At 40.4% G+C, this 16823-nt stretch carries 19 protein-coding genes and 1 rRNA gene; 1 reads left to right on the top strand and 19 read right to left on the bottom strand.

Going from position 1 to position 16823, the window contains the following annotated elements; translation table 11 throughout:
- Positions 1-108: 108 nt before the first annotated feature.
- The 7 genes from veg to metG all read right to left on the bottom strand — a co-directional run bounded on the left by veg (position 109) and on the right by metG (position 7813).
- Positions 109-360, bottom strand: a complete 252-nt coding sequence (veg, locus tag ACQKMF_RS25340; RefSeq protein WP_061440325.1) for a biofilm formation stimulator Veg — start codon at positions 358-360, stop codon at positions 109-111.
- A 313-nt stretch (positions 361-673) separates the two neighbouring features.
- Positions 674-1552 carry a sporulation peptidase YabG gene (gene yabG / locus ACQKMF_RS25335; protein ID WP_101225904.1) on the bottom strand — a complete coding sequence of 293 codons (879 nt, stop codon included), beginning with the start codon at positions 1550-1552 and terminating at the stop codon, positions 674-676.
- Positions 1553-1754: 202 nt separating this feature from the next.
- Positions 1755-2633, bottom strand: a complete 879-nt coding sequence (rsmA, locus tag ACQKMF_RS25330) for a 16S rRNA (adenine(1518)-N(6)/adenine(1519)-N(6))-dimethyltransferase RsmA (RefSeq protein ID WP_427575508.1) — start codon at positions 2631-2633, stop codon at positions 1755-1757.
- A complete protein-coding gene (gene rnmV / locus ACQKMF_RS25325; RefSeq protein ID WP_402945526.1) occupies positions 2626-3189 on the bottom strand; it encodes a ribonuclease M5 in 564 nt (187 codons plus the stop codon). The genes rsmA and rnmV overlap by 8 nt, the downstream gene beginning before the upstream one ends.
- Positions 3190-3441: 252 nt before the next feature.
- Positions 3442-4596, bottom strand: coding sequence for a G5 and 3D domain-containing protein (locus tag ACQKMF_RS25320; protein ID WP_230178756.1), 1155 nt, complete (start codon positions 4594-4596; stop codon positions 3442-3444).
- Positions 4597-4875: 279 nt separating this feature from the next.
- Positions 4876-5643 (bottom strand): TatD family hydrolase, encoded by a 768-nt coding sequence (locus ACQKMF_RS25315; protein WP_101225900.1) that lies wholly within the window; start codon positions 5641-5643, stop codon positions 4876-4878.
- Positions 5644-5851: 208 nt separating this feature from the next.
- Positions 5852-7813 (bottom strand): methionine--tRNA ligase, encoded by a 1962-nt coding sequence (gene metG / locus ACQKMF_RS25310; protein ID WP_101225899.1) that lies wholly within the window; start codon positions 7811-7813, stop codon positions 5852-5854.
- Positions 7814-8425: 612 nt separating this feature from the next.
- Here metG and ACQKMF_RS25305 point away from each other — a divergent pair.
- Positions 8426-8710: an AbrB/MazE/SpoVT family DNA-binding domain-containing protein gene (locus ACQKMF_RS25305; RefSeq protein ID WP_048689982.1), complete on the top strand. Its 285-nt coding sequence runs from the start codon at positions 8426-8428 to the stop codon at positions 8708-8710.
- A gap of 47 nt (positions 8711-8757) precedes the next feature.
- Here ACQKMF_RS25305 and rsmI read toward each other — a convergent pair whose 3' ends face one another.
- From rsmI to rrf, 12 genes are all read right to left on the bottom strand, one after another.
- On the bottom strand, positions 8758-9642 hold the full coding sequence (gene rsmI / locus ACQKMF_RS25300; RefSeq protein ID WP_101225898.1) for a 16S rRNA (cytidine(1402)-2'-O)-methyltransferase: 885 nt from the start codon (positions 9640-9642) through the stop codon (positions 8758-8760).
- A gap of 1 nt (position 9643) precedes the next feature.
- A complete protein-coding gene (locus tag ACQKMF_RS25295; RefSeq protein WP_101225897.1) occupies positions 9644-9904 on the bottom strand; it encodes a GIY-YIG nuclease family protein in 261 nt (86 codons plus the stop codon).
- The gene (locus ACQKMF_RS25290; RefSeq protein WP_101225896.1) at positions 9891-10634 is read right to left on the bottom strand and encodes a tRNA1(Val) (adenine(37)-N6)-methyltransferase; all 744 of its coding nucleotides are present in this window, start codon (positions 10632-10634) and stop codon (positions 9891-9893) included. Before ACQKMF_RS25290 ends, ACQKMF_RS25295 begins: the two co-directional genes overlap by 14 nt.
- Positions 10635-10812: 178 nt before the next feature.
- Positions 10813-11151: a DNA replication initiation control protein YabA gene (gene yabA, locus ACQKMF_RS25285; protein ID WP_397315131.1), complete on the bottom strand. Its 339-nt coding sequence runs from the start codon at positions 11149-11151 to the stop codon at positions 10813-10815.
- 50 nt (positions 11152-11201) lie between these two features.
- Positions 11202-12032 carry a PSP1 domain-containing protein gene (locus ACQKMF_RS25280; RefSeq protein ID WP_101225894.1) on the bottom strand — a complete coding sequence of 277 codons (831 nt, stop codon included), beginning with the start codon at positions 12030-12032 and terminating at the stop codon, positions 11202-11204.
- Position 12033: 1 nt separating this feature from the next.
- Positions 12034-13032, bottom strand: coding sequence for a DNA polymerase III subunit delta' (holB, locus tag ACQKMF_RS25275; protein ID WP_101225933.1), 999 nt, complete (start codon positions 13030-13032; stop codon positions 12034-12036).
- A gap of 14 nt (positions 13033-13046) precedes the next feature.
- Positions 13047-13487 carry a YaaR family protein gene (locus ACQKMF_RS25270; RefSeq protein WP_350300832.1) on the bottom strand — a complete coding sequence of 147 codons (441 nt, stop codon included), beginning with the start codon at positions 13485-13487 and terminating at the stop codon, positions 13047-13049.
- 24 nt (positions 13488-13511) lie between these two features.
- Positions 13512-13841: a cyclic-di-AMP receptor gene (locus ACQKMF_RS25265; protein WP_034316369.1), complete on the bottom strand. Its 330-nt coding sequence runs from the start codon at positions 13839-13841 to the stop codon at positions 13512-13514.
- A gap of 101 nt (positions 13842-13942) precedes the next feature.
- Positions 13943-14584 (bottom strand): dTMP kinase, encoded by a 642-nt coding sequence (gene tmk, locus ACQKMF_RS25260; protein ID WP_230178754.1) that lies wholly within the window; start codon positions 14582-14584, stop codon positions 13943-13945.
- A gap of 39 nt (positions 14585-14623) precedes the next feature.
- Complete coding sequence (locus ACQKMF_RS25255) at positions 14624-16078, bottom strand: aminotransferase class I/II-fold pyridoxal phosphate-dependent enzyme (RefSeq protein ID WP_427575502.1); 1455 nt, start codon at positions 16076-16078, stop codon at positions 14624-14626.
- 225 nt (positions 16079-16303) lie between these two features.
- Positions 16304-16522 (bottom strand): sigma factor G inhibitor Gin, encoded by a 219-nt coding sequence (locus ACQKMF_RS25250; RefSeq protein ID WP_101225890.1) that lies wholly within the window; start codon positions 16520-16522, stop codon positions 16304-16306.
- 210 nt (positions 16523-16732) lie between these two features.
- Positions 16733-16823, bottom strand: a 5S ribosomal RNA gene (gene rrf / locus ACQKMF_RS25245); the annotation flags it as partial.

The following is a 16823-nucleotide window of genomic DNA, read 5'->3' as shown; positions in this document are numbered from 1 at the left end:
CATCATAAGCTATTTCATTACATCCTTTTTAAGCCTCTATTGGGGCTCACAGGATATTTTATACAAAACAAAAAGCAGCAAACATAGTTGTTCGCTGCCTCGTCTAAGTTAAATCTCTTGTTGTTTGTTTAAAAATGTTAGTTCTACGGTTTCCGTTAAAACATCCGCATAGCTGTAAGATACTCTTTCAAACGCATTTTCATCTTGGTCGAGCTCAATTACAAAAACAGCCGGATAAGTTTCCGCCAAAGTTCCAAATCGTTCTACAGTCTTTCTTCTTCCACCGTTTGCTTTTAAGAGCAATCTTTTACCTAGGTTTGAATCAAGTGCAGTTTTAATATCAGCTAGAGTTTTTGGCATTTTCGGTCCACCTCACTAAGTTAAGTATATCACAATTCACAAATATACGCAAACAAAATAATAAATTATATCAGCACTTAAAAATGTAGTCAATATATTTTTATCTGAAATCCGGCAAAATCGCGAACAATTTTATTATATCCTGGGAAATGAAAAATTATGTAAACGAACTATTTCATTAATTATTAAACCGAATTTTCGTAGTTAAATCATTACTTAGTGACATTACCAAACAAAAAAACCGTTTTTTTGTGAGGATATCCGAATTCTTCCCCACCAAAAGCAAGCTGCATTCTTTTAAAATGCAGCTCGTTCATTCTTCCTGAAATGGCTTGAAAGGCAACCCGGTCCGTAACACCCCTTTAGTCTCAATTCCCCCCAACCCCTTCTCTCCCGTTAATGTATTCCGAAGGACATCCCAAACATGAATATGATCGGAAAAAGGTGTAAAGCTTATCTTTCCGACGATATATACCGGATCAAGAGCATGTATATTAACACGGGAGGGAGAACTTGCAAAATTAGCCCCCGCTTGGATTAATGATTCAAAATGCGATTGACAAGCCCCGGCAAATATAATCAGTTGATCTAAATGGGAAACCCTCCTTCGTGCTTCTCTAACTGTCTGTACAAAATCCTTTGAGTGACGGTAGGCATTGATATCGGACATCGGTCCTTTTGATTTTGAATAGGCATCATGACCGGTGACAACAAGAATGTCCGGCCGATAATGGTCCAACAACCCCCCGATTCTTTGGGGCATTTCCTTTTCATTGCAATAGATGCCATTGACCGGAATACTGAATTTCTGATATAGTTCCATGCATTTCCTTAAGTAAGACGCATCCCCATCAACATGGAGGACCCTCCCTGGTATCTGAAAATATTCACCGCTATACCGATAGCCATTACTCGATTGATAGCCATTTTTTTGTTGTTGCAGCTCTAGATCTTGTGTTAATAATCGGTAAGATTGTTCTTGAAGTACCTCATTCGATTTTTGTCGATCATTTCTTTCATTATCATTAATGATCATTAAATCTTGAAAAGGTGCATCTGCAATCAGTCGGATATCTTCCCCATAAAGAATAGCTTCACGCCTTCCGTCAATATCACGGATATCGATTACCCGGAACAACACGTCGCATTTATAAGAAACCCGACCGACAATATCGTTTATTTGAATATTCATGGCCTCACCCCATGAGAAGACTTATTTTCAGCCCGCCCTAGTTTATTTTCATTCTTAAGTTATGCGAACCATTCTTGAATGGTGAAAGGTTGGGATTGATTACATTTTTGGGTACGGTTCCATCATGGTATGCCAATATCAAAATAAAAAAAGCCGGAAGCTGGGAGTGACCCCATTCCGACTTTAATCTTTCACATTATCTTTATTTGAAATTCGGCAATAACGCATCACTTAAGCGGCCAAATTCTTTGATGCTCAGTGTTTCTCCTCGTCTGGAAGGATCAACTTCTGCGGCTTCGAGAGCAGCAAGTATGAGCTCTTTTTTCGACTTACCATCCGGCAGCTGACTGATTAGGTTATTTAATATCGTTTTCCGGCGCTGTGCAAAGCTCGCCCGGGTCACAGTGAAGAAGAAGTCCTCATCCAGGACCTCAACGATTGGCTTATCGCGCAAGGTAAGGCGGATTACGGCTGAATCAACATTAGGCTGAGGCATGAATACCGTTTTGGGTACGATCATCACTGTTTCGGCTTCGGTATAATATTGAATCGCAATGGATAAAGAACCATATTCCTTTGTCCCAGGTTTTGCGGCAATTCGATCAGCCACTTCCTTTTGCAGCATGCACACGATGCCTCTAATGGGCAGGTCCTCGGACAATAGCTTTAAAATGATCGGCGTCGTGACATAGTATGGCAGATTTGCAACAACCATCAGGTCCGATAAGCCAGCGAATTCCTCCTCGATTACCTTCTTGACATCTGCCTTGAGAACATCCCCGTGAATGATGTTTACATTGTTATAGGGAGACAGTGTATCCGATAAGATGGGCAGTAGACGCTGATCAATCTCAAAGGCCGCAACCTTTTTGCTGCTTTTCGCTAGTTGTTCCGTCAATGCCCCGATTCCCGGCCCAATTTCGATGGCGCCGCTTTCCTCTGTCAAATTGGCATGTTCGACAATACGTTTCAAGATATTCGTATCGATTAAAAAGTTTTGTCCTAAGCTCTTTTTAAAGGAGAATCCGTATTTCTTTAATATTTCTTTCGTTCTGACAGGGGTTGCAATATCCTTATTCATTATTTTCCTCCTGAATTATCTGTACCATCGCTTTCTCAAAAGCATCAGTTGATATTTGGAACATTTTTAGTCTCTTATATAACTGTTTACCATTGGTAAACCCGATTTTTAAAATAGATCCAAGTTTTTCCCTTCGTTCCTTGGCACCGGACCCGCCGATTAAACCTGCATCTATTAAATCCTGCTGTGAAATCTCTTCTGAAGCCTCTTCATCCATTAACTGGGCATCCTTTAAAGCATTACGAATCGCCTCAGGAGAAGCATGTTCCACACCAATTCCTCTACCTGACTTAGGAAGGGCTTCCTCCTTCGTTAAAAAGGCGTGTTTACATCCTTTTACTTGTTCTGAAATGATGTTCCTTATTTTTTGACCAGGAAAATCAGGGTCCGTGAAAATGATGGCTCCACGCGTCATTTGTGCAAGCCTCACCTGCTCGATACAGGACTCATTCACCGCGGAACCATTGGTTTCTATTGTATCAGCATTAACAGCCCTTTTTATCGCTACCGTATCGTCTTTTCCTTCTACAACAATAATCTCTTTAATCTTCTTCATGGTTTCCTCCATACAGAAAAGCGTAAGCGCTTTGATTAGCTCTTGGATAAACGTAACCGGTCCCCCGTAAAATTTTTCTGGATAGAGAATCCAGTCAAAATCATTTATGAAAGTTTACACACATAAATTGAAATCTTATGGAATAGTGAGACGTCTATCTTATTAAAACAGTTTTACATAGGGTTTTTCAACAAGTGGAAAATAAAACGCAAAAAACAGGAGACGAATTCATCTCCTGCGAGAGAAACCTTATTAGTCCAATACACGAACCTTTACTCTCTTTACACCCCAACGATAGGCATCATTTTTCGAGGAAAAGAAGACATCAATCCTATTTCCCTTTATTGCTCCGCCTTTGTCAGCAGCTACAGCATAGCCGTATCCATCTACATATACTTTCGACCCCAAAGGAATCACGCTTGGATCGACAGCAATGATCTTTGCACCCGGATTACTCTTAAGATCTACGCCTGTAGACGTGACACCGGAACAGCCCTTACAACTGGCAGTATAAGCTGTTGATGATACGTATATTTCTTTTCCACTTGAAGAACTAACGTTAGTTACTCCGCGTGATGCCTGGGCAACTGTCGTTCGAGTTCCGACCGTTACAACTTTATCCTGCTTTTTATTAACTACTCTTTCTGAAAGTAATTCTCTTTTGACCTCTTTGCCATTTTCCTTAACAACTTCATATTTCTTGGAAATGAGTCCGTCTTTTCCTTCTTTGACAATTTTCTCTTTCCCTTTTGATAAAGAGTCATCTTTTTTTGTTATGACAGCAAAGTCAACTGGTTCTTCCACTACATCGGTGACTTTTTCAATTCGAACTACGTTTACCGTATTCTCAGCTTCAACTTTTTCGGTTAATTCTGGCTCAACTCGATCCAAATCATTGAGTTTTACTCCTTGTTGCTTTAAAAAGTCAGCGACAGTAGTCGAAGTTGACCAGACCTGCTTTTCGTTTCCACCTACCACTAATTTCAGTGAAAAGGCTTTGTCTATGGCAACTTCCATATTCGCTTTCAGCTTCGTATTTTTTGAAGGGGTGATCTTATCCTGTTCCTTCACACTAAGATCTTGATCCTTTAAAAGATCTTCTACCGTTTCTGCAGTGGACCAGACTTCCTCCGTCTTACCATCCTGTACCATGACGATTTTTTGTGCAGGCTTCCAAACCACCTCTAAATCATCATCAACCTTCGTGGCTCTTGATGGATGGACATAGTCTGCGGCTTGAACGGTAATCTCTAAATCTTCCAACATATCATTTACAGTAGCCGCGTGTGTACGCACTACCTCTTTTTTTCCGTCTAGCATGATTGTTACTGTATCCTTTGTACCTTGATATATTAGTATTCCCAATGCTGTAGAAACAAGAATAGCACTGCAAATGGCAATTGCCATTCTCTTCTTCCCAAAAGGTTTGGGAATAAGGTTTTTCATAGTTTTTAATAGAATGAAAAACTCCTCCTTCCTCCCGGTGATTATATAGACTTAGTTATCAAGCTGTCAACCCATTCACTTCTCATTCAGGAAATTACTACCTATTATGCATATTCCATATTGAAAAAGAAAGGGTGACTTCTCGACATAATAAGCCTATAGTTGGAGCGAGATTTGTAGAAAGTTTAAAATAATACGATTTTAGCTAGCGAACCCCGGGAGATATTGTAAAATAAAATGTCAGTTAATGCCGAATAATTTTTTGGCATTTTCTGTTGTCGCCTGGGAAACTTCCTCGATTGTAAGTTGTTTGATTTCTGCAATTTGTTCAGCAACAAGCTTCACATACGAAGGTTCATTACGCTTCCCCCTATAAGGATGGGGAGCCAAATATGGACAATCGGTCTCTATCAGTAAACGGTCTAAAGGTACGGCCGCTGCCACTTCCTTTGGTTTTTTTGCATTCTTGAAGGTTACAGGGCCACCCAATGAAATATAAAAATTCATATTAATGCATTCCAAAGCCGTTTCCGCACTTCCGCTAAAGCAATGCATGATGCCTCCAACCCTTGATGCCTCTTCTTCCTTGAGTATGTTCACGATATCCGCGGTCGCTTCCCGATTATGGATGATAATGGGCAGCCCAACCTTTTTTGCCAGACGGATTTGCTTCCTGAATACCTCCATTTGAACATCTTTCGGTGATTTATCCCAATGATAATCCAGGCCCATCTCACCAATGGCCACAACCTTTGGATGGTTGGATAATTCCTCGATCCATTGTAAGTCCTCTTCTGTCATATCTATAGCATCGACAGGATGCCAGCCGACTGCGGCATACATGAAATCATAAGCTTCTATCAATTCCATTGCCCTTATAATAGTAGGCCGGTCAAAACCAACGACAACCATATTATTGACTCCTGCTTCCTTAGCTCTTTCTATTACTTCTTCGAGATCCTCGTTGAATTGTTCCGCATTAACATGTACATGTGTATCAAATAACATTATTTTTCTTCCTTTCTAGCACTATTTTATAAAAAAATGAAAGTTTTATGTTTCACATTTAGGTAACAAACAGATTACAAAGGACCTTATATGCCCAACTAATAATCCAGCACTAAAAACAAAACCTGTATAAAAGTACTTTTTCCAAAAGCATAAAGAAAAAAACATAAAAATGTTTCATATGAAACACCTTTATGTTTTCATCGGTTTATTTCACCTTTGAACCATTTGGAATCGATGAATCTATTGTAGCGACTGAGAGTACACCATCTTGGCTTCCCGCCAAAATCATTCCTTGCGATAGCTCGCCACGAAGTTTAACAGGTTTCAAATTCGTTACGCATATCACCTTTTTGCCCACTAAATCTTCGGGTTTATAATGCTGTGCAATGCCTGAAACGACTTGCCGTTTCTCATAGCCCAAATCAAGCTGAAGTTTAAGAAGCTTATCCGCCTTCTTTACTGGTTCAACTTCCATGACCTGAGCAACACGAAGCTCCACTTTTGTAAAGTCATCAATAGTGATTTCATCAACCTCGGGAATCTCCACTTCCACTTTTTCCTCGGCCTTAGGTGCATCGCCCTGCATTTGTTCTTTAATATATAAAACTTCCTCTTCCATATCCAAACGAGGGAAGATCGGATCTCCCTTCAAAACTTTTGTTTCAGCAGGAATTTGACCGAACTCCGCTAAACTGTCCCAGGATTTCAACACATCATCTTTGATGCTAAGCTGAGCAAAGATTTTTTCCGGTGTTTGCGTCAAGAACGGTTTCAAAAGGATTGCCGTCCTGCGTAATGATTCCGCCAAATGAACCATGACACTAGCAAGGTCCGCTTTCCTTGATTCATCTTTAGCAAGAGTCCATGGCTGGGTTTCATCGATGAATTTGTTAGTTCTGCTCACTAATTGCCAAATGGATGTTAGTGCAACTGAAAATTCCATGTTTTCCATTGCTTCCTCATACTTGCCTACCGTTTCTTGGTTCATTTCAAGCAAAGCCTTTTCGAATTCACCATTGGATCCATCGTAATTTGGAATTACACCATCAAAATACTTATTGACCATTGCAACTGTTCGATTTAATAAATTCCCTAAATCATTTGCCAGGTCAAAATTGATCCGTTCAACAAACCCTTCCGGTGTAAATACTCCATCGGAACCAAATGGAACTTCACGCAATAAATAGTAGCGTAAAGAATCCAAACCGTAACGATCAATCAATGTAACGGGATCCACTACATTTCCTTTTGATTTGGACATTTTACCATCTTTCATGAGAAGCCATCCGTGGGCAAAGACTTTCTTTGGAAGCGGCACATCAAGAGCCATTAACATGATCGGCCAATAGATCGTATGGAAACGCACAATTTCCTTTCCGACCAGATGTACATCGGCCGGCCAATAATTCAAGTATTTAGAATCATTATCCGTTCCGTACCCCAATGCCGTTATATAATTGGTCAAAGCATCTATCCAGACATAAATAACATGCTTTGGATCTCCCGGCACCTTGATGCCCCAATCGAAAGTAGTACGTGAAACGGCCAGATCTTCCAATCCAGGCTTGATGAAGTTATTGATCATTTCATTTTTGCGGGATTCCGGTTGAATGAAATCCGGATTTTCCTCATAAAACTCCAGTAACCGATCCGCATATTTACTCATCTTAAAGAAGTAAGATTCCTCTTTCACCTTCTCAACAGGCCTGCCGCAATCAGGACAGTTTCCATTGCTTTCTTCCACCTGACGTTCCGTGAAGAAAGATTCGCAAGGTGTACAATATAGCCCTTCATATTGGTCCAAATATATATCACCCTGGTCCAATAGCCTTTTGAATATCTTGGCTACAACCTCTTTATGGCGATCTTCCGTCGTCCTGATGAAATCATCATATGAAATATCAAGCTTTTCCCAGAGCTCTTTAATCCCTGATACGATATTATCTACATATTGCTGTGGAGTGATTCCTTCCTCAGCCGCTTTACGCTGGATTTTTTGACCATGTTCATCAGTTCCTGTTAAATACATGACATCGAAGCCACGCATCCTTTTATAACGAGCCATGGCATCCCCTGCAACTGTCGTATACGCGTGCCCTATATGTAAATTACCACTCGGATAATATATGGGTGTCGTGATATAGAATGTTTTTAATTTATCTTGCACTACGTTCCCTCCTCATCTTTTGAAAAACCGGCTAAAGGATTGACCCAAGCCATAAGAATATATTTAAGTTATTATCTCTATTTTAACGCTATATGCGACAATAATCACTAATCTAATCATCGTGTTAATAGAATTAAGAAATTATATTTAAAAATAAGTGATCTGGACGTGACTACCCTTATTATGACAGCATTACCTCTTACCTCAACAAAATATACCTAAATTTCTTTTTTTGTGCAACAACTCACATATTCGTAAAGTTTTTCAGAAAATTATCCTTAATTCAGAACTTTTGTTTTGAAACTAAATTATATTAAACATATAATGATGAAGTATGTTTTATATGCACACTTTGTCGAAATCTGGTGAAGTGAGGGGTTCCTTGTAGTCTAGCTATTTCTTTACTTTTAAAGGCATAACCGATTTTTTCTCTTTAAAAGCCTTTTTGTTACACGAAATGAGCCATGCTATTTCTTACAAAAAAATGAAAATAAATCATTGACGAATTTGGGAATGGCTGGTATTATAAATTTATAAAAAAATTTGTCGAAAAATGGCGAAAAAAATAGAAAATAGGGTACTAGATTGTAACTGAGAGGAGAAATTATAAAAATGAAATCTACAGGTATTGTTCGTAAAGTTGATGAGTTAGGCCGGGTGGTTATTCCAATCGAACTTCGTCGTACATTGGGTATCGCTGAGAAAGACGCTCTTGAAATCTATGTTGATGATGAGCGCATCATCTTGAAAAAATACAAACCAAACATGACTTGCCAAGTTACAGGTGAAGTTTCCGATAACAACCTTACACTTGCTAATGGTAAATTGATCCTTAGCCGTGAAGGTGCAGAATTACTTATTCAAGAAATTCAACAAAACTTCACTGCTTCTAAATAAATGATATAAAAAAAACTTCCGACCTTCGGAAGTTTTTTTTATGTTTATTATTCTTGTATATCAATATGATACGCTTGATATACATCCCGTTTTTGCATATTGCGATCTTTTGCGACCTGCTTGATTGCGTCCTTTGAAGTGAATTGCTTGGTTTCCATATAATGATTAACATGACCGACGATGTCAAGGACCATCCACCAAGCTTCTTCAGGTTCCTCCTCCGACCATTGCCCTCCTTCTATTATTAAACAGAACTCTCCGCGAATTTCGGATTCCGTCGCCCATGTCAATGCTTCACTCACAGTCCCTCGAATGAACTCTTCAAATTTCTTGGTCAATTCACGGCATAATACTATACGACGGTCACCTAAAATTTCATGCATATGTTTCAATGTATCTTTCAATCGATGTGGCGATTCATAAACGATCCAAGTCGATTCCAATTTTTTTAATTTTTCCAGCTCCTGCTTTTTTTCTTTTGCTCCCCGCTGTAGAAAGCCATAAAAGTAAAAGGGCTGCGGAATCAGTCCAGATGCGATCAATGCAGTTAATGCAGCATTTGCCCCAGGCAACGGGATGACTTTAAACTGTTCGGCAATGGCTTCTTTGACCAGTTCATATCCCGGATCGGATATCGTCGGCAAGCCCGCATCACTTACCAATGCAATGACCTCTCCAGACCGAAGCCTCTCAAGCATCTGCTTTCCGCTATATTCCTTATTATGTTCATGGTAACTGACGATAGGTGTCGAAATTTCAAAGTAGTTGCATAATTTCTTTGTATTTCGCGTGTCCTCAGCAGCAATGACATCCGCTTCCTTTAAGATTCTTAAAGCCCGGAAACTCATATCCTCAAGGTTTCCTATCGGTGTAGGAACCAGATATAGAGCTGGCTCCAATCCTTCTTTTTCAAAACTCTTTTGCTGCCACATATCATGTATCCTCCTTTGCCATCCACTTTTGCTTTTGTTTTCTGGTTAATTGCTTGAATTTATATTCAGCCTGCATGGCCAATGTCTGTGTTTCGAATATTTCATGATAAATCAGTTCAACCGGGGTCCGGCCACGTGTATACTTTGCACCCCTGCCTTGATTATGAGCATCAATCCTGCGGTCCAAATTATTGGTATACCCAGCATAATAGCTTCCGTCCCTGCATTTTAAAACATAAAAATAATGCTTATTCCTCTCCATATAAAATCCTTCTGATTTCCGGATTATACTCATTTTGATCATTATATACAACAAGCGGAGGAAGAATCTTCAAATCAGGGTTGCCGTCCTTTATCCCTTCAATAAGAATCGTATTCGCTTCTTTTGAACTCTTTGGATAAACGAACTGCAGTCGCTTTGGTTCAATTCTGTACATCCTCATGAAATGGAGGATATCCATCAGACGGCCAGGTCTATGAACGAATGCCGCTTTCCCACCTTGACGCAACAACTGACTTGAAACACGCATGACGTCCTCTAGATTACACATTAATTCATGTCGGGCAATTGCAAAATGCTCATTTTTGTTAATTTCCTCGATAGATGGCGTCGGGAAATAGGGTGGATTGCAAGTAACTACATCATATTTGCTATACCCTATCTGTTTTGGTATTTCCTTTATATCCCCATGAATCATCTCGATCTGCGAGGATACGCCATTATAGTCCATGCTCCTCTGGGCCATATCATATAACCGCTCTTGAATTTCAACACCGGTAATTTGCCCTTTCGTTCTTGTACTCAGCAGCAAAGGTATGACCCCATTCCCTGAGCAAAGATCTACGATTTTCCCTTTTTGGATCGGGACATTTACGAACCTTGATAATAAAACGGCATCTAATGAAAAAGAGAACACCGACGGGCTCTGGATGATCCTTAATTTCTCAGCCAATAGATAATCCAGGCGCTCATCTCCTTTAAGTTCCACCATTGCTGTTACCCTCCTAATCATGTATGGAAAAAGCATGTATAGGGAACATGCTTCGACATAACTATCGTACAAAAAGGGGCCTGACTCATAGTATGCGTCAGACCCCGAATCACTATATATTGTAAACGGTCTATCTATCACGTAAAAGAGATGGAACATCTTTTATATTATTCCATTATCACTTCTTGTTTAAAAAAGATAAACAGAACAAGCAATCTCCTTCTTTTCTTAAACTGCCAAAATGCAGATTGCAAATGTGAAAGCCTTCTTGATAGATACGGGCTAAATTATCATAGCCTTCCCCGATATCCATAACCTTGTCCGCACTTGCAGTACGGTTTTTCACTTTTTGTTTGACCTTTACTGCAGCAGGAGCAGTTTCGACTTCCACAAGGCCCAACCGATGGCGCAAATGCTCGTTCTCCAGCTTGATCGACTGATTTTCCTCAAGGATTTCAGCTAAGTTCTGCTTCAATTCTCCAAGCTGCTTATATAATTGGCCTATCTGGGTTTCCATATTGGTCACCGACTCAAAAATATCTTTCTTATCCACGCTCTCCCACCACCTTAATAATCTGTGGCTTGAATAGAAACGGCTCCCTCTTTAAGAATCTCATCTAGAGTATACTCTAATACTCTTTCTTGCTCGATTAGTTCAATCTGAAGTACGCGTTCTAGAATATTAAGCCCCACTACCTTGCCTTTGCCACCAGGCGTATTAATCATTTCACCTAAATCAGGAAGCATTTCCTTCGCACTTTCATACTCATCATTTTCATATTTCAGACAGCACATCAATCGACCGCATAAACCTGAGATTTTTGTAGGATTTAATGATAAATTCTGATCCTTCGCCATTTTGATGGAAACCGGTTCAAAATCCCCAAGAAATGTGGAGCAACAAAGCATTCTGCCACAAGGTCCGATGCCACCAAGCATCTTTGCCTCATCCCTAACCCCAATTTGGCGCAGTTCTATGCGAGTTCTGAATATGGCAGCTAAATCTTTGACTAAATCACGGAAATCCACGCGACCATCCGCTGTAAAATAAAACACGACTTTATTTCTGTCGAAAGTATATGACACATCAACCAGCTTCATATCCAGTTTATGCTCCACAACCTTTTGACAACATATAGAGTAAGCCTCTTCTGCAGCCGCCTTGTTCTCGTCTACAATCAGCTTATCTTTTGCATCAGCGACCCGAAGTACTTTTTTCAATGGCAGGACAACATCGTTTTCATCTACTTGTTTACGGGCTGTAACGACTCTACCGAATTCAACACCGCGGACAGTCTCCACTATTACAAAATCGTCCTTAGGAATAGTGAATTCACCCGGATCGAAGTAGTATATTTTGCCCGCCTTTTTAAAACGGACACCTACAACATCATACAAATCATGATCCCTCCTGCAAATTCAGCACAAGCTGTTCCATCAACAGCTGTGGATTCGTGTTGGACATCAGCTTCCTTTTTGCTTCCAAAATGCAACCCATATGTTCAGCAAGGCGTCTTGGGGAAAGATGAAGAGCGTGAGTTTCAAATTCCTTCAGTTTATTTTGGAATACAACGAAGTCCTTTTTGTCCAACTGAATGTATAATAAATCCTTATATATAAGAAGTAACAAATCAAGACCTCTGTCAACCTGTTCTCTTTCTTTAAAGTGTGTGGACCAATCCGTCTGAAGGTACAGCAATGCCTTCAAGGAATTGATTTTTAACACTTCATATAATTTTACCACTATTTTTTGAGCTTGTACAAACCATTCATCATGGCTAAGCTCGATTCCAGCTTCCAGATTCTGTGTTATGTGTGCGATGACCGAGGCCAGCTGTGGTTCTAACTCCTGTTCTATCAGCTTCCGTCTCACATTCTCCGGAGATAATGGTTTGAATGAAATCACTTGGCACCTAGATAATATTGTCGGTAGAATCCTCTGAAGCTGTTCGGTCATCAATATTGCTACAGTATCAGCCGAAGGTTCTTCTAAAAATTTCAATAGACTGTTGGCTGCCCCCACCGACATTTTGTCCGCATCGGCAATCATATAAACCTTTCGATCTGCCTCTACGCTTTTTTTCGAAAACTCTTCCTGCAGCCCCTTGATTTGTTCTTTCTTTATTGAGAGACCGTCTTTTTCTATCAAATGGACATCAGGATGATTCCCACTTGAAATCCGTTTGCAATTCCGACAAAGTTCGCATGGCTCATAACCTGCTGTCGGGGCTTCACATAGTAAGCTTTTGGCAAAGGCAATGCTTATCTCTTGCTTACCTGTCCCTTTTTCCCCTTCAAATAAATACGCATGAGCCACCCTGTTCTTCGTTATGCTATTTTGCAGCATCGTCATTACCTGCGGCTGAATTTCACTCATGTCCTGCCATGTTTTATCCAAAACCATCAACTCACTTAAGTATATAAATTAATCAGCAAACCTTTAATCTCGCCAATCATTTCCAATATTTCAAGCGAGCTTTTCTCTTTATTAAGAATTTCCTCGCTTAACTCAACTAATCTTGCATCTATCGTTTCCACGGTTTTCAACGGCCGGCTTTGTCCATATTCGTTCCAGCTCGTAGATTGTTTCAGTTCCAGTCCATATTCAACCGCTTCTTTAACAAACCGTTTCACCAATGCTTTATATTTTGCCAATTCCCTAAAAGTACGTGACCTTACTAAACGCTGACCGGCACCTTCAATATCGCCTATCAAACGGTTTAATGTTTGGATTTGCATCTTTTGATCCTGTGTCTGAACCATTTGTTGAAATCTTCCATTCCCAGTTTGGAACTGTTTGGCATCCTGACGCGATTTATCAAGCTTAATAGGGATATCATGGTTGATTTTCATAATGAACCTCCCTGTAACTAACCGTTAAAATTGTAAAAAGTTTTCAACCGGCAGAACAAAAATGGTCGCACCGCCTACTTGAATCTCCACTGGGTAAGGTACATAGGACTCGGCATTCCCGCCCATCGGTGAAACCGGTGATACTAATTGGGATCGTGACTGACAATTCTGTTTGATTATCTGAATGGCTTGGTCAACGCGTTCATCCTCTGTGCCAATCATAAAAGTCGTATTACCTGATTTTAAAAACCCGCCAGTGCTGGCTAGCTTGGTCGTTCCGAAATTATTTTCCACTAATTGATTCAGCAGGCGATGACTATCCTTGTCTTGAACGACAGCAATGATCATTTTCATTCTCATCATCCTCCGGTTACTCTGAATTTTTACTAACTCCATTATATCAACTAGTCCTTGCCTGGAATAGTATTGGGTGAATAATATGGAAACCTATATATTCAGTTTCCCGTTTTTGCTAAAAAATCCAACAAGCTGGCTTTCGTTTCTTCAAGTACTTCATCTATTGTCCGGCCTGCATCCACGATGATGAAACGGTCTTTCCATCTATTTATAATGAATTGATACCCCTCACAAACTTTTTTATGGAAGTCGAGGGCTTCAAGATCCAGCCGGTTCACTTCCCTTTCCCCATTGGACTGGATACGTCTTAATCCCTCTTCTGGGTCGATATCAAAAAAGAGCGTGGCATCTGGCATCATATCTCCAATTGCGAATTTATTGATATTGTAAACTTCTTCTATATCCAAACCCCTTGCATGGCCCTGATAGGCTAACGAGCTGTCTATAAATCTGTCACAGAGGACAATTCCCCCTCGTTCCAACTCAGGAATGACCACTTCCACTAAATGCTGACGCCTTGCTGCTGCGTATAATAAAGCCTCTGTTCTCGCGTCCATGGCTGTATTATCTTTATTAAGGATCACTTCCCTAATTTGTTCCGAAATGGGTACTCCACCTGGCTCACGCGTTAATAGTACTTGGTAGCCTTCTTGTTGCAGAGCCTTGCCAAGCATTTGGGTAATTGTTGTTTTCCCGGCACCCTCAGGCCCTTCCATTGTTATAAAAATACCACGTTTCATCGATGTACCTCCAAGGTTCTTTGTTTGTAGTATAACATTTTAACCAGTCTGCCCGCTTTCATAAACGATTAATTCTCCGTTTGAAAGGGAGGAACCGCCATGAAACCTTGATCCCAGTTCTAGCAGGCTTCTCAAAGTGGATATATGTTCAGGAGTAATCATTTCCCCGGACATAATCAAAGGGATCCCTGGTGGATAAGGAATGACCATCTCGGCAGATACCTCACCCACTGCTTTGTGTAATGCGACAGGTTTTGATTTACTATGTTTCATGACGGAGTATGGCATTTCAAGTCCTATCATTGACCTTCGTTCAGGCAAGCTTTCCCCAAGATTCTCTTCCTTGAATCCAATTCTGCCTTCAGTGGCACTTTTTATAGTTTGAACGATTTCATGAAAAGGAAATTCGGCATCCATTTTTAATAAGGGTAAAATCAGTAATAAATTATCACGATCAGCCAATTCCGTAAAAATGCCTTCGGCTTCACATAGCTGCTGTAACTCAAACCCGCTTAAACCATTTGTTGATTGAATGACCACTTTCAACGGGTCCGCCGCGATGCCTAGTGGCGCCTCCAGCACCCTTACTGTATCCAGGGCACCTAATTCGCTTCTGAAATCTAATATCCTTTCAATAAGGGAACTTTTATCTTCTGATGTAAAAGCGGCTAAGTAGGCCCTGGCCAAGTCGAGCGATCCCATAATCGGGTAAGATGGACTGCTCGACTGAAGCATTTGTAAATAGAAGGCTACTTGATCGACATCAACTAAGGATGAATTCACATGAAGAAATGACCCCATCGTCATGGCCGGCAGTGTTTTATGCGCAGAATGGACAACGGCATCTGCCCCTGCCAATATGGCTGGCTTTGGAAACGGGCTTCCTACCTGAAAATGAGCGCCATGTGCCTCGTCCACCAGCACCGGAATCCCCTTTTGATGTGCGAGTCTTACCATTTCCGTCAAGTCTTCACCAAGACCATAATAATTAGGATAGGTAACAATGATCACTTTTACATCTGGATGTACACTCAAGGCTTCATCAATTAATTTTGAACTTACACCGCCAGCAATGCCCCATTTCTCATAATAAACCGGTTGTAAAAAGATTGGTTGTACATTCGCTAACATCAAGCCATGTAAAATTGATTTATGGCAGTTTCTTTGGACAAGGACCTTATCGCCTTCCCTGCAGGTAGCAAGAATCATGGCAATGTTGCCTACGGTTGACCCATTAACGAGAAAATAACTCCGCTTTACCCCATATAGGTCAGCGAGTAGTTGCTCGGACTTTAAAATGGCGCCCTCTGGAGCATGCAGGTCATCTAAACCACTTAACTCCGTGGCATCAATACCAAGCAGGGAGTTATATAAAGCTTGGCCCTTTTTACTAAACACCCATCCATTTTTATGTCCTGGGACATGCAGGGATATTGGGCTTTTTTTTTGAAATGCACTCATTGCATCGAACAATGGTGTCTGAGATTGATTCATTTTTCTCTTCCCTCACGTCATAGTATTTTTTCATTTTATCAAATAAGTTCAATTTTATCTCATATTACGACAATAGGAAGGCGATTATGTATCCCCGAACAGTCTGGTTGCAGCTTGAAGCGTGTTGGCAAGCATTCTTCTAAAGTACCAAAAAAAGAATCAGAGACTAAAGAAACACACCATTTCTTTTTTCTCTGACTCTTTAACTTTCCACAAACTATTTTTTCATGATAATATTTCAGGATTAGTGATTTTTCTTAATTTCTTTAAGTAATATTGGTACTTGGGGTCGTTCGTATCCGTCCCGATCATATCCCTTTCGCATTCCTCGCAAATAAAAGTCGTATATAGATGTATACCCATCCCTTTTATTTCTTCACAAACCGCGCATGTTTCCCCTGCCGTTGTTTTGGTTGTTGTTGTCCCCAACATCTCCACCTCCATACCTGCATTCTCCCCAAAAACCATTGTTCGCATACATTAATTTAAATAGTTTAAGAGAACCGGGGATGCTTTTTACAATGTATGATGAAGAATTTCATTACGTGTATGTCTTTATAAAAGTTTCCATAATTGATAATCCCTTTATATCCAATGATTTTTCTTAGCATTATGCAAAAAAAAGACCAGCCGGATGGCTGATCTTTTGAAATGGCTTGGCGGCGTCCTACTCTCACAGGGGGAAACCCCCAACTACCATCGGCGCTGAAGAGCTTAACTGCCGTGTTCGGAATGGGAACGGGTG

Source organism: Peribacillus sp. NPDC101480 (assembly GCF_050277335.1).
In the GTDB taxonomy this organism is placed as follows: Bacteria; Bacillota; Bacilli; order Bacillales; family DSM-1321; genus Peribacillus.
This window is presented reverse-complemented; position numbering and strand designations above follow the sequence as displayed.